Source organism: Methanofollis liminatans DSM 4140 (genome assembly GCF_000275865.1).
Lineage (GTDB): Archaea > Halobacteriota > Methanomicrobia > Methanomicrobiales > Methanofollaceae > Methanofollis > Methanofollis liminatans.
The window spans coordinates 1395730-1421722 of sequence record NZ_CM001555.1; the positions used below are offsets into that span (position 1 = coordinate 1395730).

The following is a 25993-nucleotide window of genomic DNA, read 5'->3' on the forward strand; positions in this document are numbered from 1 at the left end:
CCCCGGTACCGGCGTACCCTGATATCCCGTACGCTCACACAACGCCCACCCCGCGCCAGGGGTTCTTACCCCCGGACCCCCGCGCGAGGATTGCCCCTGACATGAGGGAACGGAAGGGGCGGAGCATCTGTCGATGAAAAATAATGGATGGACGTGCGGCGTGGTTTGCCCGTCCCTGCCCCTATCTCAGTTTTGCGGGGCAACAGGCCCCCCGGGAGAGGCTGCTCGATTTTCCAGAACCCGCACGTTCTCGATGTGAAGAGACGATAGAACGAATAGCAAAGGTCGCCTCTGCCCGGGGGTTGCACCCCCGGACCCCCGCACACGATTGCCCTGGACATGAGGGAGCGGGAGAGCGGAGCATCTCTCGATGAAAAATGATGGGTGGTCAGATGGCGGGGGCTGACCGTCCCCACCCCTATCGCATCCGCGCGCGGACCGGGGGCAGCAGGCCCCCTGGCAGGGGCAGAACCAGATTTCCCGTACACGCACACAACGCCTGCCCCGCGCCAGGGGTTCTTACCCCCGGACCCCCGCGCGAGGATTGCCCCGAATGTGCGGGGTAAGGACCAGGCAGCGCATCCGTCGATGAAAAATAATGGATGGACGTGCCGGCGCGGTTTGCCCGTCCCCGCCCCAATCGCAGGTCTATGGGGCCAGCAGGCCCCCGGCAGAGATAGACCTCCTGAGGACTCTATAGATCCATTTACTCCTGTTTTATCGCCGAAATATACGCGATCCCGATCTTTGCCCTGCGGATCCGCGTCGTATCCAGGAGGTGGCGCATATCCACGAACTCCCCCTCTGCAAGACACCGCTCGATCCCCCTCACGAGGTCGGTCTCCGCGTCCCACGGGACGCCCCTGAAGACGACGCCGTGGTTGTGGAGGGAGAGGCCGGACGGTCCCGCGTGCCCGGCGTCGATGGCGTCGAGCGCCGCAGGATCGTAGCCCGAGAGGTCGGCCGAGAGGTCGATGCCGATGCCGAAGGTGACGATGCTGTATCCGTCGTACTTCATCTCGGTGCAGACGTCCATCCAGTCGTCGTAGTTCTCCGGGTCCAGGATCGAACCGCCGTTTGCGGGTGCGTCCCGTGCGATCGGCGACCGCTTGATCCCGGTGCTCTGGACGCCGGCAACCACGCCCCAGATCGCCGTCGCCAGAACGCCGCGGCACTCCTTCCTCCTCTCCTTCGCCAGGGCGAAGATGGCGCGGTACAGGGCGTCGAGGGCGATCCCCTCCTCGCCGGCCGCCTCCACGACGGCGACCTCGTTGAACGACCCTTCCAGCGAGAGGTTGAACGCCGTATAGGCCCTGACCGCCCCGGTGTCTCCGGCCGGCACGAAAAAGTCGGGCGTATCGTGGCCGTCGGTCGGGAGCCAGATCATCGAGCCGTGCAGGGTCATCATCTCGCCGAGATAGGGCATCGTGTCTTCGACCCCGCTCCCGAGGGCGCCGAGGCCGAGCGAATACGTGATCCCGGAGAGGCGCTCGGCGCTGAGGTCCTCCTCCCTGATGCGGGCGTGGAGGAGGGTGGCGAGGCTCCCCTTCACCCGCAGGGAGGCGGGGGCGCGGGACGCAGGCTCGAACGCGAAGCGCGCCCCTTCCCGCTCGACCGTCGGATTTTTGAGGTCGGCGATCAGGGAGAGGGAACCCTCGCGCTTCTGCACCTCCCTCAGGGCGTCATCCCGGGACGAAAAGATCGGGAGGACCCGGTCGAACCCGGCCATCGAGAGCACGTTTTGCGGGTACTCTCCCACGTTGCAGAGGGCGATCCCGCCGTTTCTCGCCTTCACCTTCTTATGGAGCGCCAGCAGGATCCTGATCCCGGCGCTGCTCATATAGGTGAGCCCGTCCAGATCGAAGACGACCGACCGGTCGTCGTCCCGCAGGCTCCGCTCGATCTCGGGCGCCGCCTGCGTCGCCGCGTAGCCGTCGAGCCGCCCTTTCAACCCGATGACGAGGACGCCATCAATTCGTTCTGTCGTAATCTCCATCTCTATTACCTCAGTTCAGAGAATTTTTCCAAGGACCAGGATGTTCCGTCCGTCTCTGCGCTCGTAACGCAGTTCGTCGGTCATCTCCCTGATTAGGTGGATGCCGAGGCCGCCGATGGGCCGTTCATCGGCGTCCCCCTCAAGGTCGGGTTCCGCTGCCTCTGTGGGATCGAAGGGCACCCCCTCGTCCTCGATCTGCACCCTGACCATCCCCCCCTCGACCAGGCAGGAGATCCAGATCCGGCCGTTTGAAGAGGGGTAGCCGTACAGGATGATGTTGGTCACCGCCTCGTCCACCGAGAGTTCAAGCGCCCGGACGGCTCCCTCCGGCACACCGAGGCGTTCGAGGGCCCCGGTCACCGAGGCAAGCGCACCCGGCAGGGACGAGATGACCGCATCGAAGGAGATCTCTTCCATCGTCACACTCCTTTGAGCACCATCAGGGTGATATCGTCGAACTGGGGCTCTTCTCCCGCGTGCTCGCGGATCCCGTCCCTTATCTCCCTGATGATCTCCTGCGACGGGCGGCCGCGCACCCTCAGGATCGTCTCCATCAACTTCGCCTCACTGAACTCTTCGTCTTTGCTGTTGATCGCCTCGGTCACGCCGTCGGTGTACAGGACGAGCAGGTCGCCCGGCAGGATGGTGACCTGCGCCTCCCCGTACGCCTGGTCGCTGGCGGCGCCGAGCGCCACGCCCGTCGGCATCAGGCGGACAAAATCGTTCGATCCCGCCCGAAGGAGGAGGGGCGGGTTGTGACCGGCATTCGCGTAGGTGAGCGTCCGGTTCTTTTCACTGAGCACCCCATAGAAGAGGGTGACGAACATCCCCGAATCCGACTGCTCCTCGATCATCGTGTTCGCATCGGCAAGGGCGAGCGAGACCTCGGGGTGCCAGCTTGCCATCGCCCTGATGATCGTCCGGGAGAGCGCCATGTACAGGGCCGCAGAGACGCTCTTGCCCGAGACATCCGCGATGACAAGCCCGGTATGGTCAGGCCTCAGGCGGATCGCATCGTAGAAATCGCCGCCGACCTCCCGTGCCGGACAGCTGACGGCGAAGAGGTCGAACCCCTTCAGCGGGGGGATGGACTTCGGCAGGAATGTCTGCTGGATATCTGCTGCAATCTGGAGTTCGGCCTTTTTCCGCTGGAGTTCGTCGTGGTAAGAGTCGCGTTCGGCCTTTGTCCGTCTTTCGGCAAGGAGGTTGGCGATCAGCTGCGCAAAGATGAACATCCCGGCGGCGTTGGCAAGGATCATCGGCAGGGCCACCTGGTTCACGAGGGAGAGGGCCTGGTCGAAGGGCTGCGCCAGGAGGAGGACGATCCCCATGTGCAGCACCTCCATGCCGGCGGCAAACCCGACGGCGGTTTTGACGGCGACCGGGCGCCCCCGGTGGGCGTAATAGATCGCCCCGCCGAGAAGGCCGGCAAGGACCGTCGAGAGCGAGCAGGAAGCGGCGGTGAAACCACCCATTCCCATCCTGAAAGCGCCGCCGATGAGCCCGGCGCCGAGACCGACCACAGGCCCGCAGAAGATCCCGGCGACCATCGGGCCGAGGTCACGCACATTGATCGGTGCGCCGAGCACTTCGACGCCGCTCAGGGTCCCGTATATCGAGAGGATACCGAAAAACAGGATCAGGTACACCCGGTTCCTGATCGAAAGCCGGCGTTCAAGTACTTCGGTGAAGATCCCGGTCCTGGTGATGAAATAGGCTGCGACGATGATGACGCAGATCATCTGCAGGAGAACGAGCAGATCCTGTATTTCGGCGTTCATCCTGTCTGTCCCTTTCTGCGAGCGGCCTCCTCGACAGTGTCATGGACGGAAAAGATCCTCAGAAAACCTGATATTTCAAAGACTTCCCGCACAAACGGCTTCAGCGCGGCGATCGAGAGATCCCCGCCCACCTTTTTCAGGTTCTTCTTTGCCGCGAGGAGCACCCGGAGACCTGAACTGCTGATATACTCAAGCCCCCCCATGTCGACGATGATCGTGCGTTCGCCGCCTTCGATGAGCCCGGAAAGTTCCGTATCAAGGAGACCGGCCGAAGCGGCGTCGATCCTTCCTGTTACCGATACGACGGCACCATCCTCGCCCGTATGCACTGATATGCCGATGGCATTCGTCATTGGTATTCGCGTGTCATGTACGACCATAAGTAGATTGTTTTTCTGCGCACGGCGTATGCTCACCGAACCGCCGGCTGTTTCCGGAAGATCCCCTCGATCTCGGCGCGCAGGTGCGCCGTCCCCCTGACCCTGAGGGGCCACGTCCGGGTCAGGAGGCGCACCGGGGCGAGGGAGGGGAAGAGGTCGGCGACCTCTTCCTCGGTAAAATAGTGCGTGAGTATGCCGTCGCCCCGCCGGTACGAGGCGGGCTCCGTCTCCACCCCCTTACCATAGCGCATGTCCGCGGTGGAAAAACCCCGGAAAAAAAGGCTTCCCCCCTCGCGGAGCACGCTGCTCAACGCCCCTGCCGCCAGCATCCGATCGCCTTCCTCCATGTGGCCCAGCACATGGAAGGCGCAAACGGCGTCGTAACTCCCGCCCCTGAACGGGAGGGCACGCACGTCGGCGACGAGCAGGTGGGCGGCGTCGCGGACCGATCTGCGGGCAAGGGCGATCGCCGCGGCAGAACAATCTATCCCGACAACACCGGCATTGTTTGCGGCGATCGCGGCGAGCGTCTTTCCATTGCCGCACCCGACTTCAAGAACGCGCCCGCACCCCGCAATCGCGGGAAGATCGTGGACCGCCCCGCCCCAGCGCTCTCCCCTGGCCAGGTAATCCTGCTCCCATTCTTCCCCGGCCATAAAAAAAAGAGGTTACTGGTGTTTCTCGATCGAGAGCAGTTTGATCGTAAACTTCAGATCCTGCCCGGCGAGAGGCGAGTTTGCGTCCAGGGTGACGGTCGTCTCGTTCACCGCCACCACCCGAAACTGCGCCGAGTTCTGCAGGAAGATCTGCCCGACCGCCGTATCGGCCGGCAGGTCGGTGCGGTTGATGTAAAAGACCAGGTCGTCCCGGTGCTGTCCATATGCCTCGTCGACCGGGATGGTCACCTCTTTCGTCTCGTCCACGGCCATGCCGATGACCGCATCGTTAAACCCGGGGATCACCCGGCCCCCGCCGATCATGAAGGTGAGAGGGGCCCTGCCGACCGAGGTGTCGAAGACCGTCCCGTTCAGGTACATTCCGGTATATTCAACCGTGACATTGTCCCCGGGCGCCGCCGTCTGCCGCTCGGGGGTTCCCGTGCACCCCGCGGCAAGGATCAGTGCCACCAGTATGGCGCATCCCGCCAGTACGATCCTGGATCTCATCTCCACCTGTTTGGGACTGAGGGGGATAAAAGAGTTGGTGGTTGTCAGGGCCGCGGGCGTACCGGCCTATCCCTCCTCCCGCCGCACCCGGCCCCGTGCCAGGGAGAAGTAGATGCCGGCAACACAGAGGGCGGCAAAGAGTGCGAATGCGATCTGTACGCTTGATAGAAGTTGTGCGTGATACGCCGGGGTGATCTGGACGCGTCCGATGATCACCGAGAAGATCATCATGGCGATCCCGAGAGAGAGCATCATCCCGACCTGGCGGGTGGTTCCAAGGGTGGCCGATGCAACGCCGAGGAAATGCCGGTCCACCGAACTCATGATCGCGTTGGTGTTCGGCGAGGAGAAGAGGGCAAAACCAAGGCCGAGAACGGCGAGCGCCCCCACGATAAAGACCAGCGGGGTCTCCTCGGTGAGAAGGGCGAGCATGACAAGGCCGATCACCGTCACGCCCATCCCGGCCGAAGCGACGATGCCCGGCTCGATCCGGTCTGAGATCCGCCCGGCCGCCGGCGAGAGCACTGCCTGGACAAAGGGCTGGGCGACCAGGATGAGCCCGGCGGTCTGGGGGTCCAGCCCCTTGTTGTACTGGAGATAGAGCGAGAGGAGGAAACTGACCGCGAAGGTGGCGCTGTAATTGATGAGGGCGGCGAGGTTCGAGAAGGCGAAGACATGGTTCTCCAGGAAAAGCCTCACCCGCAGGACCGGGCTCTCCACGCGCATCTCCCGGCGGATGAAGAGGGCGAGCATGAAGATGCCGAAGAGGATATAGGCCCATCCAGCCGCCTGCGGGAGGACCGAGAGGCCGTACATCAGGGAGAGGAGCATCAGGCCGTAGACGATCGATCCGGTGAGGTCGAAGTGATCAGGGTGGGTCTCGGTCCACTCGTCCCTGTTCTTGAGGAGCAGAAGGATGACGATGGCGCCGAGCGGGATCACCGAGAGAAAAATGCTCCGCCAGCCGAAGGCATGGGTCAGCACCCCGCCCAGCACCGGCCCCATGGCGAGGCCGATATAGACCGATGCGACATTGATCCCGAGCACCCGGCCGCGTTCGCCCGGCGGGTACACGGCCGTGAGGGCGGCGACCGCCGTCGAGAAGATCATGGCGCTCCCGATCCCCTGGACCAGGCGGAAAGCGATGAGCATGGAGGTGGAATCGGAGAGGGCGCAGAGCAGCGTCGCTATCGTGAAGATGACAAAGCCGGGGAAGAAGATCCGCCGCATGCCATGGATGTCGGCAAGCCTGCCCATCGGTATCATGAACATCGCCGAGGCGAGGATGAAGGAGGTCGGGATCCAGCCGAGAAGAACGGCATCTGCCCCGAACTCTGACCCGATAGCAGGAAGAGCGATGTTGATGGACGAACTCATAAAGGGGGTGAGGAACGAGGCGAGTGTTGCGATCACCAGGATGCATCGCCGGTCGATAGAGGTGCTTCGGGAACTGAGTGGGACGCTCATATATGGTCTGAGCAGATTTGAGCGGGAGAATATTTAGCCCTCTGCACGGGCCCGCATCCCCACCGCCGCAGCGTAGATGACGAAGATATCCCTGCCGTCCAGGCCCAGGAGGGCGTTGAGGGCGTCGTCGTCGAAGGCCCCGATCGCACAGACGCCGCAATCGACCGCTTCGGCGGCGAGGTAGAGGTTCTGGCAGGCGTGACCGGCGTCGATGAAGATATAGCGGTAGCCGCGCTCGCCGTAGCGCCAGGTCATCCGGTAGCGATCGGCCGCCCAGATGAAGAAGGCGGCTGAGTCGGTGACCATCGGCTGGTTCAGGCAGGCGTCCCTGATCCGCCCGGCCACATTCGCGTGGGCCTGGAGCCGGAAGAGGCGATTGGACAGGGCCGCATAATGGTACAGGCCGGGCTCGACGCCATCGACCCGGTTCACGAGGAGATAGGTCTCAAGGGCGTGGCGGGCGCCGGCCGACGGCACCGACCTGATCGTCCAGTCGTTGCCCACGACCGACTGCACGCCCTGCGAGCACCAGAGCAGATAGGAGAGCGTGGCGAGCGGCATCTTTGTGGTGGCATAGGTCCGCACACTCCGCCGCCGTGCGATCGCATCGGTGAGGTCGATTGCTCCGGGGCAGGCCTCGCCCGGGAGCGGGAGCGGAAGGCCCGCGCCGCTGTCTTCTCTCTCCAGCGGGGGCTGTGCTTTGCCGAGGTACTGGTCAGAGGGGCCGAGGTACGGGAACCTCGTCTTCTCGATGAAATCCTGTCCTGTTCCCATGGATCACCTCCTGCCATATCACCGGCATTAAAGATTGTGCGTACCCCTGAAGAAGACTCATCTGCCGCGGGGTCAAGAGATAGAGGAAGACAACCGTGACGCACTACGATCTGATCATCATCGGGGGCGGGCCGGCCGGGCTGTTCGCCGCCGCACGCGCCGGCGCAGGGGGGGCGCGGGTGCTCGTCCTCGAAAAAATGGCAGAGCCCGGGAGAAAACTGCTCATCACCGGGTCGGGCCAGTGCAACCTCACCCATGCCGGAGATATGCCCGGATTTTTCGGCCATTACGGGAAAGGGGGATCGTTCCTGAAGCCGGCGCTCAGGCATTTCACCAATACCGATCTCGTCTCCTCTTTCACCGCTCTGGGCGTCCCGCTCAAGAGCGGGGAGGACGAAAAGATCTTCCCGGTCTCACGGAAGGCCCAGGATATTCTCGACGCCCTCCTCGCCGATTGCAGGAAGCACGGCGTCGCCATCAGGTGCGGGGAGGCGGTCAGGGGGGTCGAACGATCCGGCGACGGCTTCTGCGTGACGACGGCCGCGGGCGAGTATCGTTCGACGTTCCTCCTCATCGCCACCGGCGGGGCGTCGTATCCGTCCACCGGGTCCGCGGGCGACGGCTACGCCTTTGCACGGGCTCTCGGCCACACGATCGCCGCCACCGCCCCGGCCCTCACCCCGGTGACGATCCGGGACTACCCCTTTTCCGACCTCGCCGGGATCTCGCTCCAGAACTGCACCGTCTCGCTCTTTCGTGAGGGGAAAAAAGTAGACGGGTTTTGCGGGGACCTGCTCCTCACCCACAACGGGCTCTCCGGACCGGTGATCCTGAACGCTTCCCGCTTTATCCTCCCGGGCGACGAGGTGCGGGTATCGTTCCTGCCCGAAGAACAGAGAGACGACCTTGTACAGACGCTGACCGGGTGCGGGGCGACGCGGGTCAACACCGCCCTCTCGACCTTTCACCTCCCTGAAAGGCTCCAGAAGCGCCTGGTCGATCGTGCCGGGATCCCGCCCGAGGCGACCTGCGCCCACCTCACCAGGGCGTCGCGGAACCGGCTTGTCCAGATCTTCACCGGCCACCAGATGACGGTCGAGGCCCTGGGGGGCTACCGCATCGCCATGGTCACCAGGGGCGGGGTGGCGCTCGACGAGGTCAACGGGAAGACGATGGGCTCCAGGATCGCGGACGGGCTGTTCTTTGCCGGCGAGGTCCTGGACATCGACGGCGACACCGGGGGCTACAACCTCCAGGCGGCCTTCTCCACGGCGGCACTGGCAGCCGACGCCGTCCTCAAGCGGCTGAAGAGCGCCGGCTCTTCCTGACCAGTCGGTATTATGTATCTTCTCTTCCAATTGCCGTAGTATCAGCCCTCCCGGTCCCGTTTGCAGAGGCGGGCAGGACTTCCCGGTGAGTCGAAGATGTTTGAGAGAGTTCTTTGTGCAACTGATTTTTCCCGGTCTTCAGAGGTGACGGCGGCGCTCATCCCCCAGATCCCGACGGTAAAGGAGGTGGTCCTCACCCATGTGATCGATCCCGCCGACACCTCGTATCTTGGATGGATCGCCGGTCGATCCCCGGTATTGCCGAAAGAGGCCGCAGAGGCTGCATTCACGCAGGAAAAGAGGGTGCTGCTCGGTGCCGGTCTCGCCGTGACCGAGCGCATCGCCGTTGCAGAGGAGGGGAACATCACCGGGGCCATTCTGGCCGTTGCGCAGGAGGTCAGGCCTTCCCTGATCGTGATGGGGGCGCGTGGCCGCAATATCATCAGCGATTTTTTCCTCGGCAGCGTCTCGTCAGGGGTGCTGGAGCGGGCGCGGACCCACATGCTCATCACCCATGCCAGGGTTTCCGGCGATACGAAGGAGAGGACACTCTTCTCCCGGGTGCTCTGCCCGGTCGATTTCTCAAAGCCCTCCCTCCAGGTCGTATCGATGCTGCGCCGCCTCAGGGTCCCTGAGGTGATCCTCGTCCACGTGGTCACCGGCGACGGGGAGACCGACATAAAAATCCAGGATGCAAAAACCCGGCTCTCGGCACTCCAGAAGAAACTCGAGGGCCCGGGGGTGCGTGTCGAGACCCTGGTCGCCGGGGGAGCGGCGGTCGACGAGATCTGCACGGCTGCGGAAGAGACCGGGGCCACCCTGATCATGCTGCCGCGCCTTGGCCGGACCGACTACATCACAAACACCCCCATCGGGAGCACGGCCGCAGGGGTGGCGAAACAAGCGCGCCGCCCGGTCTGCATCATCTTCCCGGCCCTGGACCTGGAGATCGCGGTGCGGGAACTCAGAAAAGAGGAGTTCACCCTCGCGGAGGAGGTCTGGGTCCACTACCACCAGCAGACGGCCGACCCGGCGACCGACCGGATCTTCGGCGTCTTCGTGGAGGGCAGCCTGGTCTCGGTGGCGCGCTGCCGGGCCCACCCCGACGGCCTGGAGGTGGACGGTGTCTTCACCCCGACCGAGTACCGCGGCCGGGGCTATGCGAAGCGGACGGTCGACGCCCTCGTCGCGGCCTGCGGGAACGAGACCCTCTACATGCACTCCACCCTCGAACTGGTGGGGTTCTACGGTTCGTTCGGTTTCGTCTCGATCCCCGAGAACGACCTCCCGCCGACGATCCGGGCGCGTTTCAACTTTGCGATGGGCGACATGGAGAGCGCAAACGTGCAGCCGATGATGCGGCCGGGGAAGACTCCATAAAGGATCAGGTGCAGGGAGGGTATGGTGATCCAGAATGGCGGTTGACGTGGGCGATCAGGCCCCGGAGATCTGTCTCCCTGACATGGACGGAAACGAGGTCTGCCTCGCGGATGCGCGGGGATCGTTTGTCGTCCTCTATTTCTACCCGAAGGACAATTCGAGCAGTTGCACGATCGAGGCGAAGGATTTCACCGCGGAGGCGGCGGCGTTCGCCGGGGAAGGGGCGCGGGTGATCGGGATCAGCCCGGACTCGACCGAGAGTCACCGGCGGTTTTCCGAGAAGCAGGCGCTCGACCTGACCCTGCTCTCCGACCCCGATCGCCTGAGCATGGAGGCCTTCGGGGTCTGGGTAAAAAAACGGATGTACGGGAAGGAGTACATGGGGGTCGAGCGGAGCACTTTCATCATCGATCCCGAGGGACGGATCGCCGCCGCCTGGCGTGCGGTGAAGGTGAAGGGGCATGCGGCGGCGGTGCTCGACCGCCTGCGGGAGTTGAAGGGGGCGGCGTAGCCCCCGTTCAGCCGTGGTAGTCCCGGCGCGATCTCTCGATGGTGCCGAGGCGCTCGATCCGCCGGTCGGCGTCCCTTCCGTGGAGGGAACGGGCGCCGGTGTCCTGCCGGGCCGGGCAGAAGGGGCAGAGCGAGAAGGGGATGTCGTCGCTTTTGTCCCTGACCGGGCAGTAATAAGAATCTCCTTCCCGGTAGACCGCGAGGCCGCCGGGGAAAGGGGTGCCCACCGGGTGGGCCGGTTCTTCCAGGACGTACATCGTGAAGGCCGCAAGGAGGTACTTCAGGAAATAGAGTTCGAGGGGGTTTTCGGCCTGCGCACGCCTCCGGCAGGCCTCCTGCACCATGGCGGCGTATGCCCCGAGGGAGGGGCGGACCGGGCCGTCTTCGAGGGCGGGATCGTCCGTGCAGAGGAGCATGAGGGCGTGATACGACCCGAAGATGGAGGCGTGGATCCGCGGGAGAAGGAGGCGGCGGTAGGCCGGGTCGAGGTCCCGCGTCTTCTCCTCGAAGTTCTTCATCATCGCTTCAAGGTCGGTGACCGAGAACCGGGCCGCTGCATCTGAGATCGCACCGAGGAGTTCGAGTTTTGTCTGCGCCTTCCCGATGGCGGCGGAGATCTCCTCCGCCTCCGCAAGAGAGAGGCGGGCGCCCCCGCGCTGGCGGCCCGCGGGCGCCAGGATCTCCTCCCACATCGCCGGCCCCGGTGAGGCGATGGGAGCGTGCGAGGAGGGTATTCGTTTCTTTCCTGTGCGGTCAGAGAACCATGCAGAGAGCCTGAAGGTCACGAAAAAGAGGTCGGCGCCGGAGCGGATAATGGTGGTGTCACTCCCCGGATGACACCGCACCCTCGCCGGCGTCCCGAAACGCCCTGGTCACCCCGCCGGGGCCGAGTTTTATCCCGCCGAAGATCCGGGAGACGACGAGGGCGTGGCGGTCGAGGGCGTGTTTATCAAGGACGGCGAGGAGCGCCCGCCCCGGGGTGCCGACCTCGCCGTCGTTCCGGGAGAGTTCGACCGTCCCCGACGGGGCGCCGAACCTGAGGGCGGTGCAGTGGTGCGCCGCCTTCCGGTAGCGCTCCCGGTGGAGGGCGAGGATCCCGGCGAGGTCGTCCGGGGAGTCGATCGCATACAGGTGGGCATAAAACCTGGACTTCTTCACCTCCAGTTTGACGGCGGCGAGTTCCTGCATGCGATCCTCTTCGGTGCCCGGAGAGAAAGAACCCCCGGCGCACCGCGGGGATAGGGTTAAGTCTCGAAACGCTCTCAGGGCATCATGCACGCACACCAGAGCACACTCATCATCCTTATCGCCCTGCTCGCCTGCATCGCCGGATGCACGGGCGATCAGGAGACGCCGGCGCCGACAGAGACCGTGACCCTGCCGACAGAAACCGTGACCATGCCGACAGAGACCACGACCATGCCGACAGAGACCACGACCATGCCGACAGAGACCATGACCCTGCCGCCCGATGCCGTCGAGATCACCGCCGAGAACTTCGCCTTCGACCGCCAGGAGATCGCGGTCCCGGCAGGTTCGACGGTCGTGATCCGGTTCGAGAACCGCGACGCCGGGATCGGCCACAACGTCGCCGTCTACGAGACCGATGCCGCCGAAAACGCCATCTTCAGGGGCGACATCATCACCGGACCGGCCGAGACCGTCTACACCTTCACCGCCCCGGAGACGCCGGGCACCTACGTCTTTCTCTGCGACCCGCACCCGGTCCAGATGAGAGGGGCGTTCGTCGTGACCTGACGATGACCCGCCCGTCCTATCTCGGTCTGCTGGAGAGCGGCGACCTCACCCGGCGGGCCGACGAGGCCCGGGCCGTTCTTTCGGCCTGCACCCTCTGCCCGCGCCGGTGCGGCGTCGACCGGCTTGCCGGGGAGAGCGGGTGGTGCCAGAGCGGACGGCTTCCGCGGGTCGCCAGCTCCGGCCCGCACTTCGGCGAGGAGCCCGAACTCGTCGGGAGAGGCGGGTCCGGGACGATCTTTTTTTCAAACTGCACGATGCGGTGCGAGTTCTGCCAGAATTATTCCATCAGCCAGTGCGGCGAGGGCGAGGAGATCGCGTGCGCCGACCTCGCCCTGATCATGCTCGGCCTCCAGGAGGCGGGGTGCCACAACATCAACCTGGTCTCGCCCACGCACTATGTCCCCCAGATCCTCCGCGCCCTCGTCACCGCCGCCGCATGGGGCCTCACCATCCCGCTCGTCTACAACACCGGCGGCTACGACCGGGCCGAGACGATCGCCCTCCTGGACGGGATCGTGGACATCTACATGCCGGACGCGAAGTACGGCGACGATGCGACGGCGCTGGCCCTCTCCCACGCCCCGGAGTACACGCGGTACATGAAAGAGTCGATCCGGGAGATGCACCGGCAGGTCGGCGACCTCGCGGTGGAGGACGGCGTCGCCGTCCGGGGGCTGATCGTCAGGCACCTCGTCCTCCCCTGCGGCCTCGCCGGAAGCCGGGAGGTCTTCGGGTTCATCGCCGACGAGATCTCCCGCGACACCTACGTGAACGTCATGGACCAGTATTATCCGGCCTGGCACGCCGCCGGGCGAACGGCAGAACTCCCGTCCTGCCTGCACCGCCGGCTTTCCCCGGCGGAATACGCCGGAGCCCTGGAGGAGGCCGCTGCCGCCGGGCTGCACCGCGGCTTCACGCCGCCGCCAGGCCGACGGGCAGGTTTATGAGGGGAGGGGGATATTCAGGTGTGCCCTATGACCGAAACCGATCTGTTTAAGACGATCAGGGCGCATGTCTGCCAGTGCGCCTATGACCTGCACCTGGCGCCGGACGTCGAGGCGATGGCGGCGCGGGGGTGGGTCTGAATGGAGACCGATGTGGTGGTCGTGCTCTGTACCGCCCCGCCCGGCGACGCCGAACGGATCGCCGATCTCGTCATCGGGAAGAGGCAGGCGGCGTGCGTGAACATCATGGGCGTGGGATCGGTGTACAGGTGGGAAGGAAAGATCCAGCGGGAGCGCGAGGAGTTGATGATCATCAAGACCGACCGGGAGCACCTCGACGCCCTGATGGAGACGATCGCCGGGGCGCACCCCTACGAGGTGCCCGAGATCCTCGCCCTCCCGGTCGCCGCCGGCAACCCGGACTACCTCGCCTGGGTCAAAGAGTCGGTGCAGGGGCACCCCTCGCCCTGACCGGAGGGTTTTCCACCTCCGCGGGCGAACGATCTCTCGATGGCGACGGTGATCAGGCCGTACCGGGACGATGACTTTGAAACGGTCATGGCGATCGAGCGCGGCGAAGACGGGTCCGACTACCAGTCGGCGGTCTTTGTCAGGCAGGCGGGAGTGCTCTTCCCGCAGACCTTTTTTGTCCTGGAGCACGAGGGGACGGCCGCGGGGTTCACCGTCGGCGGGGGCGTGCAGGGGGACGGGGGGCGTGCGTGGGTGCTCCGCCTGAAGGTGAGGGCGGACCTGCGCGGGCGGGGTTTCGGCCGGCTCCTCCTCTCCTGCCTCCTCGACGCCCTGCATGACCGCGGGGTCGCAGAGGTTCTCCTGAGCGTCTCGCCGCAGAATCTCCCGGCGGTCAGGCTCTACGAGAGCAGCGGGTTTGGTGTGGCCGTAAAAGAGGAGGGCTATTTCGGCGAGGGTGAGGACCGCCTGCTCATGCGCCTTCCCCCGGGCTAGACGACACCCTCAGTAACGCGGCCCGGCGAGCGCCTCCAGTTCCTCCCTGATCACGCGCCTGAGGGTCTCCTCGAGATCATGCTGTTTCTCCTTTTTTTTCGCCGCCTCAAGAGCGGCATGCATGGCCCTGATCCCCTGCGAAAGGTTCGGACCATATTCAAGGGCCAGAGCATACGCTTCTTCGTCAATGCGGACGACTTTCGAGGGCATGTTACAGTATGCAACAGGCGTGCGGATAAACGTTACATTTTGTTACACCGGGCGGGGGCGGGCGTTACATCCCGTAACATGGGGGGGGGGTCGGCACCGGGAGATCTCACAGGATCAGCGACTCTGTCAAACCCCGGATAATACAACGATCTCCATAACCTCACGAAGGCGACCGGGGCGATCCGCCGCGAGTGCATCGATCCGTTTTTCAAGGCCTTCCAGAGAAATGAGGAGTGCACAGACTGAACCGAGAATATCTGGTGTAATTCAGCCAGAAGAATACGCGTTCGGCTCCGTTGAAATTGTATTCTGGCGTGCTTGCGCCGGAGGACTGCTGCCCCCGGACCCCCGCCCGGGATAGGTGGTGATACGGCACGCTCCCTCCCCGGATGTCCTGGTCGCTCTTCCCGGGGCATGCGCCCGCCACCCGACATTACTCATGCGCATAATAGCCCATTCCAATTCTTGTTTCATGATAGAGTGACTTAATCATTATTGTTATTAAAGAAAAATTCTTATAGTTCCTTTTTGGTCAAGGTTACCTCATATAGGAGAAACGCCCACCTGCTCCTGTAAGGTGTATGAGCGTGGCAAAAACGAGAAACCTGAAAAACACACGAGCGCAGATGACGATATGGCCGGAGGGGCGGGGGTGATGGCGGAGAAACCGGCGACCTCGCTCGGCCCGGTCCCCCTCCTCGAGGGGATCGCCCTGTCGGTCGCGGCCGGGCCTGAGGGGTGGGTCACGTCGTTCACCCGCGGCGGGGAGACGATCGCCGAAGACCGGGCGGCCGCCCTGCCCTGGATCGACCCCCGCGCCCCCGGGCGGCTTACAAACCGGCTGCACGAGGCGGTCCCCCTCGACCGGAAGGCGATCCGGGCCGCCCTGCTGGAGGTCTTCGAGACGGTCAGGTCCTCGCCCGACGCCGGCGCCCTGGTCTCCGGGCCGGTTGCCCGGGTGATCGGCGAGACGGCGGCGGTCTCGATCGAGGAGAGCGACCCGCCGGTCTACATCGTCGACCTGGCGGACGGGGGGCGCCTGATCTTCCAGAACCGCGAACTCGCCGACCCGCGGCCGGCGACCCTGAACGAACGCTGGCTTGCCGCCCACCCGGGAGACGCCCTCGACGCGAACGGCCGGGATTTTAAGACGGTCCGGGACTACTGGTTCGGGATCGCCGAGCGGGCCGAACCCTCCGGGGCCGGGTCGCAGTGGGAACCAATCGCCGAGGCCCTGCAACGGACGCTCTCCACGCTGCCGGCGAGCACGGAGCGGGAAGGGCTCCTCAGGTACGGCCTGTACCTCGAAGAGCGGCCCGGCGGTTCGGCGGTCCTCTGGGTGGCGAGCGGGATCATCGAGAACGTGCTCAGGGACCGCGGCCGGTCCATCATGGACCGGACCTTCCCCGAGTTCCTCAGGCGGGACGGCGCCCTGGTATCGGGGTCGCGCCGGTTCCGCATTGGAGGCGTATTGTGCCGCGCCTGGGGGTTTGATCCGGGGTTCAGGCCGGAGAACGCCGGGATCACGGTCTTTGAGAACCTCATCGAGGAGGCCCGCCCATGATCCGGGATGCCCCCTCTGTACCGCACGCGAGGGAGATGCCTGCACAAAAATGTGCGAGCATGTTTTTACCCGGTACAGGTGGAACAGGCGGATCAACCCGGAGCAGATTCGATATTATACGAATCGGATACCCATATGCAGGGTTTTTCCGATCCACCGTCGGATCGTGCATCCCGGTACACCCGGATCTGATCGTCTCCTGTACGGGACCGCGACCCTATACGATGCAGAAAAGAGAGGAGCGTTCGACCCTCGCGTGCGATCGATGGAGGCGGTCAGGATGACGGCCGACCTGATCCGGTGGCGGGGCGGACCGGGCGCCGGGAAGTCTTCGACCCTGATCGCGTACTGCCGGGCCGAAGCGGACGCCGGGGCAGGGACCTCAGACCTGGCGGTGATGACCTTCTCCCGCTCGCAGGCCGCCGACCTGGCCGCACGCCTCCACGCCGCGGTCTTTCCCGACGCCGAGGCGAGGGCGATGGCGGCGATGTGCACGACGATCCACGGTGCGGCCCTCAGGCAGTGCCTGGCCGCCGGCCTGATCGAGAGCCCGCGGGAGCAGGTGATCCAGCCCGGCGACCGGAAGAAGGCCGCGGTCTACCAGACGTTCATGGATGTGCACGGCCTCGCCTTCGACCAGGCGATCGGGGCCGACGACGAGGAGGACCGCACCCGCTCCGACCTCCCGGTCGGCAACCAGGTGATCGCCCTCGCCGCCTACCTCTCGGCGACCCTGCGCCCGCCCGGAGACTGGCGGGAGGCGGCGGCCGCCCTGGGGCTTTCGGTCCCGGGGTATGCCTGGCCTATCGAAGACCTCCTCGACGCATGGTCGGCATATAAAACCGAACGCGGCCTCTTCGAGCACGAGGACTACGTGCGCCTGGCCCTCGAACGGACGCTCCCGCCGCCGGCCCGGGTCCTGGTCGTGGACGAGTACCAGGACGTATCCCCGGCGCAGGACGCCCTGATCAGGCAGTGGGCCGCCTGCCCGGAGACCTGCCGGGTCTACGTGGCCGGGGACGAGGACCAGTCGATCTACGGGTTCCGCGGCTCTGACCCCGCCCTCTTCCTCACCATCGACGCCGAGGATAGGGGTGCGACCGGCCCGGCGTCCCGCCCGGTCTCGCACCGCTGCCCATCCAGGATCATGGCGGCGGCCGAGACGATCCTCGGCCACCCGGCGAACGTCTCCCCGTGCGACCGGGAGGGGCAGGTGCACCACGTCTGCCCGGGGACGGCCGAAGGGCTTGCCCGGCAGGTGGAGAACGCGATCGCCTACGCCCGGACCCTGCCGGGAGAGCGCCATCCGGTCTTCGTCCTCTCGCGCTACCGGAAGGGGGCCGGCAGCCTCGCCCACGCCCTCTCTGCCGCGGGCGTCCCGTGCAGCGGGATCCGGGCCGGCCGGGTGCGGTTCTGGACCCGGGTGCGGATCGGCAGGGACCGGGGCGCCCTCGAAACCGCGACCGTCAGCCCGTGGACCCTGAAGCGGGCGATCGCCCGCTCCCTCGCCGGGTGCGAGATCGATCCGGTGCCGACCGTCGAGGCCGAGGCCCTGGTCCTCTCGACCCTCGACGGGCGGGAGCGGACCGCCGCCCTCACCGCCCTGCGGATCAGGGCAAAGCGGGGGCCGGTCCGCCTGGGCGATCTCTACGCCCTGACCGGCGGGCGGCAGGGGATGCGGATCTTCGACGCCCTGAACCTGCGCCCCTGGATCGTCTCGCAGATCCACGCATGTCTCGCCCGGGAGCGGCAGCGGGGCTCAGAGATCCCGCCCGATATGGTGCGGGTGGACACGGTCCACGCTGCAAAAGGGCTCGAGGCGGCGGTGGTGCTCCTCCACACCGGCTACCTGAGGAACCGCCTGGACGACCTCGCCGACCCGGAACGGCGGGCCGAGGAGCGGCGGGTCTATTATGTCGGGGCGACCCGGGCCTCCCACGCCCTCCTCCTCCTGGACTTCGGGGAGGGGCCGGTCTGCCCGGTGCTCGCGGGGGTGGCGGCGTGAAGGCGATCATGGAAGAGGCGTGCCGGTTCTTCGAGCGGCACCTGACCGGCGAACACCTGGCCTTTCTCCTCTCCCGATACGGGTTTTGGCCGGCGTTTGCAGAGAGGGCGCGGATCGGCTACGCCCCGGCCCAGGGGGCGGCCCTCCTCCTGCACCTGATGGACCGGGGATTTCGCGGCGATGAGATCGTCGGCTCAGGCCTTGCCGTGCGGTGGGAGCGGGACGGGCGGATAGGAGTCACCGATCACTTCAGGGGGCGGATCGTCTTTCCGTACCTGGACGGCGAGGGACGGCCTGAATATTTCATCGCCCGGGCGACCGGCGAGACCCCGGCGCACGGCGACCGGGCGCCGGCGAAGTACAAGAAGCAGATCGTCACGGAGACCGGGCCGAGAGAGCCGATCTTCGGCGCCTGGTCGGTGATCGACGGCGCCCCCCTGGTCGTCACCGAGGGGATCGCCGACGCCCTCGCCGTAGTGCAGGACTGCCGGCCGTGCATCTCGCCGGTGACGACGCGGTTCAAGCGGGAGCGGATCGAGGAGGCGGCGGCATGCTGCCGGCGGGCCGGGGCGGTCTACGTGGTCATGGACAGCGAGGAGAGCGGGGCCGGGATGGCGGGGGCGGTGAAGACGGCGCACGCCCTCCTGGCGCACGGGATCGAGCGGGTGTATATCGGGACGCTGCCGCGGCCCGATGGGATCGATAAGGTGGACGTGAACGATTATCTCAGGGAGGGCGGCGACCTTGCACCGGTCCTCGCGGCGGCGGTGCCGGCCGCCGAGCACCCGGGCGTGCGGGAGGAGCGGCGGCAGGCGATCCTGGCCGGGGTGGCGAACCTCAGGTCGGCCGTCCCGCGGCGGGGGAAGAAGGGCGGCGGCGATCTCGAGGACCTGAAGCGGTGCATGCCCTCCCTCTCCGCCTACACCGGGATCGCCCCGGGAAGGAGGGGGGCGCACCCGGTGTACGGGTCGACGCACGGCGACAACTTCGCCGTCTCGGCGGACGGCGAGACCTGGACCTCGTTTCACGGCGGGAACGAGACGGGGAAATCAGGGAACCTGCTCAAGCTGATCGCCCTGGAGCAGGGGTTTCTCGGTGACGAGGGGATACCCCTGCGGGGGGAGGCGTTTTTGCGGACGGTGGGGTATTGTCGGGGGAGGTGGGGGTGAGGGGGGGTGTCGAGTGGTTGGAGAGTGATGATGGATGGGGGCGCGAGAGGCGGGATGGTTAGGGGCGAGCCCGGCCCTGAGAGGGGTGCTATGCCCGCCCGGTGCCAGTACTTCACTCATTTTGATATCCGACATCGAGTGATATGGCCTCGCGCGACGACGCAAAACGGCGTTAGTAGCACCCGGACACCGGACTTCGCGGCTTCGCGTCCTTCGCGTGAGGCTCTCTCTCTCCGGGTGCTGAAAACTCACGCGAAGTCGCGAAGATACGCGAAGGGAAGTCGATGGTTTGATCTCCTGGTCGCCGTCTCAAACATTTTAGCGAAGTACTGGGTGCGGGCGTGCGGGTTTTGTGCCCGGGTGATTCCGGCTGTTGGAGGCATGGAATCCAGCATCATGGGCATAATAAATTGTTGAATTTCGATAACGGTGCAATATATAAATAATATGAAATTCTAACTTCTCAAAGACCCCCATGTCGTGCGGACTTACCGAAGAAACCCTCTTTATTCTTAATATACTCTATAAAAACAGAAATCTGAGATCCGATAGAGGATATCATTCTGAGAAACTAAACAAACTATACACGAAAAAATTTTCTGGCCGGGACCATCCCTCATTTAAAGATGCCATAAAAGTACTGCTGAAAAAGGGATACATTACAACAATTAAGAAAAAAGAGGACAAATACTATATTTCTGACATCAATAAAGCACAATTGGCCCTGTATACCCATGGATTTACCACCCTTCAGGGCCTGTAACAGTGACCATGGGAACAATGCAAAATATTTTTATCACATGTGATAATATGATTTATCACCACGCAGTATGTATGCGTCTGTCTGCATCGTCACCATTGCAGGGTGACTGAATGGACTGGTTGATTAAAATCCAACATTGAGATAGATATGACTCGTCCCTTTGAAGGGGTGTTCGGGAACACCTGTGAATTAAGACTTCTCGAATTCCTGTTGCCACTTGATGGCATGGAGTTCAACATCACCGAACTCTCAGAAGAAGCAGGCGTAAGCCGGGTCACGGTCGGGAGGGTGGTGAAGAAGTTTGTCGAATGGGGCATCCTCACCGCCACCAACGACCGTATCCCCCAATACTCCATTAACCCGGCGTCGCCGATCGTCCGGTCACTTGAGATCATGAACAATTCGTTGATCGGTCGGATGCTTGGTGACGAAAAGGTTCAGGAAATTCAGGACTATATCCGTGAGCACACCCCTGCGGCCAGCGCTCTGGAAATGGATACCTCAAACGACCCTGCATGGCCGTACTTCCCGGAGATGCCTGAGTCCGGTATCGGGTGGGGAGCGGGAGATCCCTGCGGGGCCAGCGGTTCCGGCCCTCTCTACCCCATCTCTCCACCTGCAACGGCAGATGACTACAATAACGAATTTCCAGGATATATCCAATAGGCGGTTAAATGATGTCACGGGATGATTTCTTCAGAAAAGAACTGGTCGCAGAGTTGCGGCGTGTAGAATTATCTATGAGAAGGGAGGAGAAGGTCGAGAAGAAGATCTACTATCTTTCCGCAGCATACGGAATTACGAGCCGCACACTCAGGTATTCCTTTACGGAAGATTATCTGCTGGCGGATTTTGTTCTGAACACCACGTATAACGGACTGATGGAACGCTACAAACGCATCCGCTCGGGAGATGCAACGGTCGAACTTCAGCCGATTCATTTCGAACGCATCCAGGACGGACTGAAGATGCTTGCAGATGCGTTTGAATCCGGCGATTCAATCCTCCTTTCTCTGGAGCAGATCCTGGCGGCGATGTATGCAACGACCGGGCCGGGGAATTACCTGCGTGAGAAAGGGCTTTTGAAACTGTAATTCCTTTTTTTGTTCCACCGCGGAATTTCAATCCACGTGCCTGCGTGAGGCACGACCGGGGTCGACGTGGCCACCGTCAACAACGTCCTATTTCAATCCACGTGCCTGCGTGAGGCACGACAATCCGTCGGCACCATCCAGCTCGCCTTCTTCATTTCAATCCACGTGCCTGCGTGAGGCACGACCGGGTGCTCGTAGGGATTGTAGTAATCCGTGAGATTTCAATCCACGTGCCTGCGTGAGGCACGACTCGGGCAAAAACACCGGATTAAACAGCCAAGATATTTCAATCCACGTGCCTGCGTGAGGCACGACTTAACAAGGTCGTCCCCGGGAAAGGCTGCGCCCTATTTCAATCCACGTGCCTGCGTGAGGCACGACGATTTCCAGGAGATGTTGCCCGGGTTTCTTCAGATTTCAATCCACGTGCCTGCGTGAGGCACGACGATTTGAGGCCAGGAACTGCGATACTGTGGGGTCAATTTCAATCCACGTGCCTGCGTGAGGCACGACACGGCGTCCAGGATGCTGCCGAAGATGCCGGTATTTCAATCCACGTGCCTGCGTGAGGCACGACCGGCGTCGAGGTACAGTTCCTCGGTGGTCTCCGGATTTCAATCCACGTGCCTGCGTGAGGCACGACAGTGGTCTGACCCGGACGGCGGCGGGGTGCGTATTTCAATCCACGTGCCTGCGTGAGGCACGACGACGCCTCGGCGAGGTCGTCCAGATACGCGAATTTCAATCCACGTGCCTGCGTGAGGCACGACATACCTATGAGTTGGAACCCTTTTTCCTACCTATTTCAATCCACGTGCCTGCGTGAGGCACGACGGCCGGGACCTCGATCAACTGTGGGCATATTATATTTCAATCCACGTGCCTGCGTGAGGCACGACCATCGGGCTGACGTTCTACGACGCCGACACTATCATTTCAATCCACGTGCCTGCGTGAGGCACGACAGTTTGGACTGTTCAGGTCTTATAAAAGTGTGGATTTCAATCCACGTGCCTGCGTGAGGCACGACGTTCGATATAGCCGCCTGACCCCTGCACCTCCGAATTTCAATCCACGTGCCTGCGTGAGGCACGACGTGGGTGGTCGGCGTCCGGGCGTTCGTGAGGCGAATTTCAATCCACGTGCCTGCGTGAGGCACGACTCCGGAAGGTTCGAGAGGTCTGCATCATGTATCTATTTCAATCCACGTGCCTGCGTGAGGCACGACCGTCTCCCACCAACCAACCCTGCAAAAGCACTATTTCAATCCACGTGCCTGCGTGAGGCACGACGATCCACCTTTGCGTCAAACGCCGCCTGCGTTAAATTTCAATCCACGTGCCTGCGTGAGGCACGACGGTCTGCTCATGCAGCCTCGCCGGGGAATGCTATTTCAATCCACGTGCCTGCGTGAGGCACGACCGCCAGCGCTGATCACTTGGTGGGGCGCCACATCATTTCAATCCACGTGCCTGCGTGAGGCACGACCAGATGCCCTGGTGATCGGGGATGGGTTCGCTGAATTTCAATCCACGTGCCTGCGTGAGGCACGACCATCTACCGTCGGGGATGCCTCTGAGACCCGGCCGCGATTTCAATCCACGTGCCTGCGTGAGGCACGACCCGGGCAGGTAAAACTGTGCCCGTACTGGTCGGATTTCAATCCACGTGCCTGCGTGAGGCACGACGAGGCGACTCCAGATACCCCCCCGACACCTCCCGATTTCAATCCACGTGCCTGCGTGAGGCACGACCCGGACAGAGGCGGCGGCGAACGCCGCATCGAAATTTCAATCCACGTGCCTGCGTGAGGCACGACGGGCCGACCTGGTCCGGGCCCTCGGCATCGCTATTTCAATCCACGTGCCTGCGTGAGGCACGACCTGGTGGATTTGCCTTTCTTACGGAGATCGACAATTTCAATCCACGTGCCTGCGTGAGGCACGACCCTCGTCGCCGGGGCTGGGCTCTGGGCGATTGCATTTCAATCCACGTGCCTGCGTGAGGCACGACCCGCCGATACCCCCGCTGCCGTCGCGTGGCGTCGATTTCAATCCACGTGCCTGCGTGAGGCACGACCTGGCAAAGGGCATTGTGGATCTGGCGAGTGATTTCAATCCACGTGCCTGCGTGAGGCACGACGGCCTCGAAAACGGCAACGGCGATCGCAAAATCATTTCAATCCACGTGCCTGCGTGAGGCACGACCGCCCGCATCGAGTATTACCCGGAGGCGGTCTATTTCAATCCACGTGCCTGCGTGAGGCACGACCACTGGCAAAGGGCATTGTGGATCTGGCGAGTGATTTCAATCCACGTGCCTGCGTGAGGCACGACAACAGTGGTAGCCCTCTCCATGTTTTTGGGGAGGATTTCAATCCACGTGCCTGCGTGAGGCACGACTAGGATATGTGCTCGACCAGATCATCATAGGCAAATTTCAATCCACGTGCCTGCGTGAGGCACGACCGAACCGACACGATCAAGCAACGCCAACCACTTATTTCAATCCACGTGCCTGCGTGAGGCACGACCTTCGAGGGCGAGACGACGATCACGCTGGCCGAATTTCAATCCACGTGCCTGCGTGAGGCACGACGGGGCAAGGACATCGGCGACTCCCGCGCAATCATTTCAATCCACGTGCCTGCGTGAGGCACGACCTTCATGTCGGCAGGATTCTCGCAGGAAAACCTATTTCAATCCACGTGCCTGCGTGAGGCACGACCCGCTGGTCCTGGTTGCAGACCCGCAGGCCGTAATTTCAATCCACGTGCCTGCGTGAGGCACGACATGACCTCGGTCCCGGTCCGCATCTCCGGGACATTTCAATCCACGTGCCTGCGTGAGGCACGACACCAGTTGGTCGCGGTCTCAGCGGAGGCGTCGGTATTTCAATCCACGTGCCTGCGTGAGGCACGACTTTGCCGGTGTTCACTCTCGCACGGTTCGCTTTATTTCAATCCACGTGCCTGCGTGAGGCACGACGTGCTATTACGGGGCGATTGCCGAGCTGCGGATATTTCAATCCACGTGCCTGCGTGAGGCACGACTTGACCAGACGGTATCCCCGCCGACCATTACATTATTTCAATCCACGTGCCTGCGTGAGGCACGACAGGCGGTCAAAATAACCGTGTACGTGCCTGGAATTTCAATCCACGTGCCTGCGTGAGGCACGACCGTCGAGGTCGTCGCCGACGGATACATCACTGAATTTCAATCCACGTGCCTGCGTGAGGCACGACACGACCCCGCCGCCGATCCCTCATTTGTCGGCATTTCAATCCACGTGCCTGCGTGAGGCACGACTCACCCCGGACGCCGACGCCCCGCGATACTCGATTTCAATCCACGTGCCTGCGTGAGGCACGACGTGATTGTTCTGTGCTTGGTTTTGCATTAACATTATTTCAATCCACGTGCCTGCGTGAGGCACGACATGCAGCAGGTATCGCACACGGCGACGCCCACATTTCAATCCACGTGCCTGCGTGAGGCACGACAGTTGAAATCCACATTTCCGACACCGGAACGAAATTTCAATCCACGTGCCTGCGTGAGGCACGACCACCAACACCTACGGCTCAGGCACGCCTGAAGTATTTCAATCCACGTGCCTGCGTGAGGCACGACCACCGTCCTCGGCAACACCTCCGGCACCGCCGGATTTCAATCCACGTGCCTGCGTGAGGCACGACCGCCCTGGCGGACCTCAACCGGCACCTGAACATTTCAATCCACGTGCCTGCGTGAGGCACGACATGGCTATGTGTCTGGGTACTGGACCTCTCTGATTTCAATCCACGTGCCTGCGTGAGGCACGACTGCCCCCATACTCAGGCCGCTCAGAACACTCATATTTCAATCCACGTGCCTGCGTGAGGCACGACAGACAACGTCGCCAGACACATGGTCGTAACGGATTTCAATCCACGTGCCTGCGTGAGGCACGACCCGGCCTTGAAAGAAGAACATCCGTGGCTTAAGATTTCAATCCACGTGCCTGCGTGAGGCACGACGATGACCCACTGGAAAAATATCGCCACCTCTACATTTCAATCCACGTGCCTGCGTGAGGCACGACCTCGACCACGGATGCCTTCATCCCGGATGGGACATTTCAATCCACGTGCCTGCGTGAGGCACGACCCGCCTGCTCATGGATGACCACGACACCCTTCTATTTCAATCCACGTGCCTGCGTGAGGCACGACCCCGGTTTGCGGGCACGTTGATCATGCCGATGTATTTCAATCCACGTGCCTGCGTGAGGCACGACCCTTCTGCATCACATATTCGACATCGGCCTCCGTATTTCAATCCACGTGCCTGCGTGAGGCACGACCAGGTAGCACCGGCCTTCAACCGGCATCTGCGGATTTCAATCCACGTGCCTGCGTGAGGCACGACCCATAGGCCCTCCGCAGTTTGTCAGAGAGTTCGGTATTTCAATCCACGTGCCTGCGTGAGGCACGACCGACTACTCGAGTTTCAATGGTGTCGTCGTTGTAATTTCAATCCACGTGCCTGCGTGAGGCACGACCACCGGCTTACCCATCGCCATGCACTCCTGCTCATTTCAATCCACGTGCCTGCGTGAGGCACGACCATCCGATCCTCCGTGACCATGCGGAACCACTCAATTTCAATCCACGTGCCTGCGTGAGGCACGACCGGGTGCCTCGGCTACCTTAGAACCGTCAAAGACATTTCAATCCACGTGCCTGCGTGAGGCACGA

The 25993-nt window shown here is 63.2% G+C and carries 24 protein-coding genes and 1 CRISPR repeat array (1 of these 25 cut by a window edge); of the genes, 13 read left to right on the forward strand and 11 right to left on the reverse strand.

Translation table 11 applies throughout. From position 1 onward, the window contains the following. Nucleotides 1-706: 706 nt before the first annotated feature. The 8 genes from METLI_RS06900 to METLI_RS06935 form a co-directional block, all read right to left on the reverse strand. Entirely contained in the window at nt 707-1996 is a 1290-nt protein-coding gene (locus tag METLI_RS06900; RefSeq protein WP_004039111.1) for an STAS domain-containing protein, read from the reverse strand. A 15-nt stretch (nt 1997-2011) separates the two neighbouring features. Next, nucleotides 2012-2413 (reverse strand): ATP-binding protein, encoded by a 402-nt coding sequence (locus METLI_RS06905; RefSeq protein WP_004039112.1) that lies wholly within the window; start codon nt 2411-2413, stop codon nt 2012-2014. 2 nt (nt 2414-2415) lie between these two features. Continuing rightward, nucleotides 2416-3777, reverse strand: a complete 1362-nt coding sequence (locus tag METLI_RS06910) for a PP2C family protein-serine/threonine phosphatase (protein ID WP_004039113.1) — start codon at nt 3775-3777, stop codon at nt 2416-2418. Then, a complete protein-coding gene (locus tag METLI_RS06915) occupies nt 3774-4130 on the reverse strand; it encodes an STAS domain-containing protein (RefSeq protein WP_004039114.1) in 357 nt (118 codons plus the stop codon). The genes METLI_RS06910 and METLI_RS06915 overlap by 4 nt, the downstream gene beginning before the upstream one ends. A gap of 59 nt (nt 4131-4189) precedes the next feature. Next, entirely contained in the window at nt 4190-4813 is a 624-nt protein-coding gene (locus METLI_RS06920) for a class I SAM-dependent methyltransferase (RefSeq protein ID WP_004039115.1), read from the reverse strand. Between the two features lie 12 nt (nt 4814-4825). Further along, nucleotides 4826-5323: an FKBP-type peptidyl-prolyl cis-trans isomerase gene (locus tag METLI_RS06925; protein WP_004039116.1), complete on the reverse strand. Its 498-nt coding sequence runs from the start codon at nt 5321-5323 to the stop codon at nt 4826-4828. A 66-nt stretch (nt 5324-5389) separates the two neighbouring features. Continuing rightward, the gene (locus tag METLI_RS06930; RefSeq protein ID WP_004039117.1) at nt 5390-6790 is read right to left on the reverse strand and encodes an MFS transporter; all 1401 of its coding nucleotides are present in this window, start codon (nt 6788-6790) and stop codon (nt 5390-5392) included. Between the two features lie 33 nt (nt 6791-6823). After that, nucleotides 6824-7564 carry a SagB/ThcOx family dehydrogenase gene (locus tag METLI_RS06935; RefSeq protein ID WP_004039118.1) on the reverse strand — a complete coding sequence of 247 codons (741 nt, stop codon included), beginning with the start codon at nt 7562-7564 and terminating at the stop codon, nt 6824-6826. 95 nt (nt 7565-7659) lie between these two features. Here METLI_RS06935 and METLI_RS06940 point away from each other — a divergent pair, with 95 nt between their 5' ends. The 3 genes from METLI_RS06940 to METLI_RS06950 all read left to right on the forward strand — a co-directional run bounded on the left by METLI_RS06940 (nt 7660) and on the right by METLI_RS06950 (nt 10783). Next, complete coding sequence (locus tag METLI_RS06940) at nt 7660-8892, forward strand: BaiN/RdsA family NAD(P)/FAD-dependent oxidoreductase (RefSeq protein ID WP_004039119.1); 1233 nt, start codon at nt 7660-7662, stop codon at nt 8890-8892. Nucleotides 8893-8988: 96 nt separating this feature from the next. Continuing rightward, complete coding sequence (locus METLI_RS13610; RefSeq protein ID WP_004039120.1) at nt 8989-10272, forward strand: GNAT family N-acetyltransferase; 1284 nt, start codon at nt 8989-8991, stop codon at nt 10270-10272. Nucleotides 10273-10306: 34 nt separating this feature from the next. After that, nucleotides 10307-10783, forward strand: coding sequence for a peroxiredoxin (locus METLI_RS06950; protein ID WP_004039121.1), 477 nt, complete (start codon nt 10307-10309; stop codon nt 10781-10783). Between the two features lie 7 nt (nt 10784-10790). On the opposite strand, the gene METLI_RS06955 is transcribed toward METLI_RS06950, so the two are convergent. Together METLI_RS06955 and METLI_RS06960 are read right to left on the reverse strand one after the other, a co-directional pair. Next, nucleotides 10791-11627 carry a DUF2115 domain-containing protein gene (locus tag METLI_RS06955; protein ID WP_217178660.1) on the reverse strand — a complete coding sequence of 279 codons (837 nt, stop codon included), beginning with the start codon at nt 11625-11627 and terminating at the stop codon, nt 10791-10793. After that, a complete protein-coding gene (locus METLI_RS06960; RefSeq protein ID WP_004039123.1) occupies nt 11605-11970 on the reverse strand; it encodes a YigZ family protein in 366 nt (121 codons plus the stop codon). The genes METLI_RS06955 and METLI_RS06960 overlap by 23 nt, the downstream gene beginning before the upstream one ends. Nucleotides 11971-12054: 84 nt before the next feature. Here METLI_RS06960 and METLI_RS12430 point away from each other — a divergent pair, with 84 nt between their 5' ends. The 4 genes from METLI_RS12430 to METLI_RS06980 all read left to right on the forward strand — a co-directional run bounded on the left by METLI_RS12430 (nt 12055) and on the right by METLI_RS06980 (nt 14447). Beyond that, nucleotides 12055-12540 (forward strand): plastocyanin/azurin family copper-binding protein, encoded by a 486-nt coding sequence (locus tag METLI_RS12430; protein ID WP_004039124.1) that lies wholly within the window; start codon nt 12055-12057, stop codon nt 12538-12540. A gap of 2 nt (nt 12541-12542) precedes the next feature. Next, entirely contained in the window at nt 12543-13487 is a 945-nt protein-coding gene (locus METLI_RS06970; protein WP_004039125.1) for a radical SAM protein, read from the forward strand. Nucleotides 13488-13625: 138 nt separating this feature from the next. Further along, complete coding sequence (cutA, locus tag METLI_RS06975; protein WP_004039127.1) at nt 13626-13955, forward strand: divalent-cation tolerance protein CutA; 330 nt, start codon at nt 13626-13628, stop codon at nt 13953-13955. 39 nt (nt 13956-13994) lie between these two features. Next, a complete protein-coding gene (locus tag METLI_RS06980) occupies nt 13995-14447 on the forward strand; it encodes a GNAT family N-acetyltransferase (protein ID WP_004039128.1) in 453 nt (150 codons plus the stop codon). A 9-nt stretch (nt 14448-14456) separates the two neighbouring features. Here the strand turns inward: METLI_RS06980 and METLI_RS06985 are convergent, their stop codons facing one another. Beyond that, nucleotides 14457-14657, reverse strand: coding sequence for a hypothetical protein (locus METLI_RS06985; protein WP_004039129.1), 201 nt, complete (start codon nt 14655-14657; stop codon nt 14457-14459). A 655-nt stretch (nt 14658-15312) separates the two neighbouring features. Here METLI_RS06985 and METLI_RS06990 point away from each other — a divergent pair. The 6 genes from METLI_RS06990 (at nt 15313) to METLI_RS12785 (ending at nt 21252) form a co-directional block, all read left to right on the forward strand. Beyond that, nucleotides 15313-16221, forward strand: a complete 909-nt coding sequence (locus METLI_RS06990) for a hypothetical protein (protein WP_083838696.1) — start codon at nt 15313-15315, stop codon at nt 16219-16221. Nucleotides 16222-16486: 265 nt separating this feature from the next. Continuing rightward, on the forward strand, nt 16487-18226 hold the full coding sequence (locus tag METLI_RS06995) for a UvrD-helicase domain-containing protein (protein ID WP_048103689.1): 1740 nt from the start codon (nt 16487-16489) through the stop codon (nt 18224-18226). After that, nucleotides 18223-19395, forward strand: coding sequence for a toprim domain-containing protein (locus METLI_RS07000; protein ID WP_048103691.1), 1173 nt, complete (start codon nt 18223-18225; stop codon nt 19393-19395). The genes METLI_RS06995 and METLI_RS07000 overlap by 4 nt, the downstream gene beginning before the upstream one ends. Before the next feature lie 475 nt (nt 19396-19870). Then, nucleotides 19871-20158, forward strand: coding sequence for a hypothetical protein (locus METLI_RS07005; protein ID WP_004039132.1), 288 nt, complete (start codon nt 19871-19873; stop codon nt 20156-20158). A gap of 147 nt (nt 20159-20305) precedes the next feature. After that, nucleotides 20306-20824, forward strand: a complete 519-nt coding sequence (locus METLI_RS07010) for a winged helix-turn-helix domain-containing protein (RefSeq protein WP_004039133.1) — start codon at nt 20306-20308, stop codon at nt 20822-20824. Between the two features lie 8 nt (nt 20825-20832). Beyond that, on the forward strand, nt 20833-21252 hold the full coding sequence (locus METLI_RS12785) for a hypothetical protein (protein WP_004039134.1): 420 nt from the start codon (nt 20833-20835) through the stop codon (nt 21250-21252). 24 nt (nt 21253-21276) lie between these two features. Next, nucleotides 21277-25993: a CRISPR direct-repeat array (repeat unit 32 nt; unit sequence ATTTCAATCCACGTGCCTGCGTGAGGCACGAC) (it continues 1193 nt past the right edge of the window).

Bases quoted from the DNA above. Each gene is read 5' to 3' on its own strand.
- METLI_RS06900 (WP_004039111.1), bottom strand. From the start codon at position 1,996: ATGGAGATTACGACAGAACGAATTGATGGCGTCCTCGTCATCGGGTTG.
- METLI_RS06905 (WP_004039112.1), bottom strand. From the start codon at position 2,413: ATGGAAGAGATCTCCTTCGATGCGGTCATCTCGTCCCTGCCGGGTGCG.
- METLI_RS06910 (WP_004039113.1), bottom strand. From the start codon at position 3,777: ATGAACGCCGAAATACAGGATCTGCTCGTTCTCCTGCAGATGATCTGC.
- METLI_RS06915 (WP_004039114.1), bottom strand. From the start codon at position 4,130: ATGACGAATGCCATCGGCATATCAGTGCATACGGGCGAGGATGGTGCC.
- METLI_RS06920 (WP_004039115.1), bottom strand. From the start codon at position 4,813: ATGGCCGGGGAAGAATGGGAGCAGGATTACCTGGCCAGGGGAGAGCGC.
- METLI_RS06925 (WP_004039116.1), bottom strand. From the start codon at position 5,323: ATGAGATCCAGGATCGTACTGGCGGGATGCGCCATACTGGTGGCACTG.
- METLI_RS06930 (WP_004039117.1), bottom strand. From the start codon at position 6,790: ATGAGCGTCCCACTCAGTTCCCGAAGCACCTCTATCGACCGGCGATGC.
- METLI_RS06935 (WP_004039118.1), bottom strand. From the start codon at position 7,564: ATGGGAACAGGACAGGATTTCATCGAGAAGACGAGGTTCCCGTACCTC.
- METLI_RS13610 (WP_004039120.1), top strand. From the start codon at position 8,989: ATGTTTGAGAGAGTTCTTTGTGCAACTGATTTTTCCCGGTCTTCAGAG.
- METLI_RS06950 (WP_004039121.1), top strand. From the start codon at position 10,307: ATGGCGGTTGACGTGGGCGATCAGGCCCCGGAGATCTGTCTCCCTGAC.
- METLI_RS06960 (WP_004039123.1), bottom strand. From the start codon at position 11,970: ATGCAGGAACTCGCCGCCGTCAAACTGGAGGTGAAGAAGTCCAGGTTT.
- METLI_RS12430 (WP_004039124.1), top strand. From the start codon at position 12,055: ATGCACGCACACCAGAGCACACTCATCATCCTTATCGCCCTGCTCGCC.
- METLI_RS06970 (WP_004039125.1), top strand. From the start codon at position 12,543: ATGACCCGCCCGTCCTATCTCGGTCTGCTGGAGAGCGGCGACCTCACC.
- cutA (WP_004039127.1), top strand. From the start codon at position 13,626: ATGGAGACCGATGTGGTGGTCGTGCTCTGTACCGCCCCGCCCGGCGAC.
- METLI_RS06980 (WP_004039128.1), top strand. From the start codon at position 13,995: ATGGCGACGGTGATCAGGCCGTACCGGGACGATGACTTTGAAACGGTC.
- METLI_RS06985 (WP_004039129.1), bottom strand. From the start codon at position 14,657: ATGCCCTCGAAAGTCGTCCGCATTGACGAAGAAGCGTATGCTCTGGCC.
- METLI_RS06990 (WP_083838696.1), top strand. From the start codon at position 15,313: ATGGCGGAGAAACCGGCGACCTCGCTCGGCCCGGTCCCCCTCCTCGAG.
- METLI_RS06995 (WP_048103689.1), top strand. From the start codon at position 16,487: ATGGAGGCGGTCAGGATGACGGCCGACCTGATCCGGTGGCGGGGCGGA.
- METLI_RS07005 (WP_004039132.1), top strand. From the start codon at position 19,871: ATGTCGTGCGGACTTACCGAAGAAACCCTCTTTATTCTTAATATACTC.
- METLI_RS07010 (WP_004039133.1), top strand. From the start codon at position 20,306: ATGACTCGTCCCTTTGAAGGGGTGTTCGGGAACACCTGTGAATTAAGA.
- METLI_RS12785 (WP_004039134.1), top strand. From the start codon at position 20,833: ATGATGTCACGGGATGATTTCTTCAGAAAAGAACTGGTCGCAGAGTTG.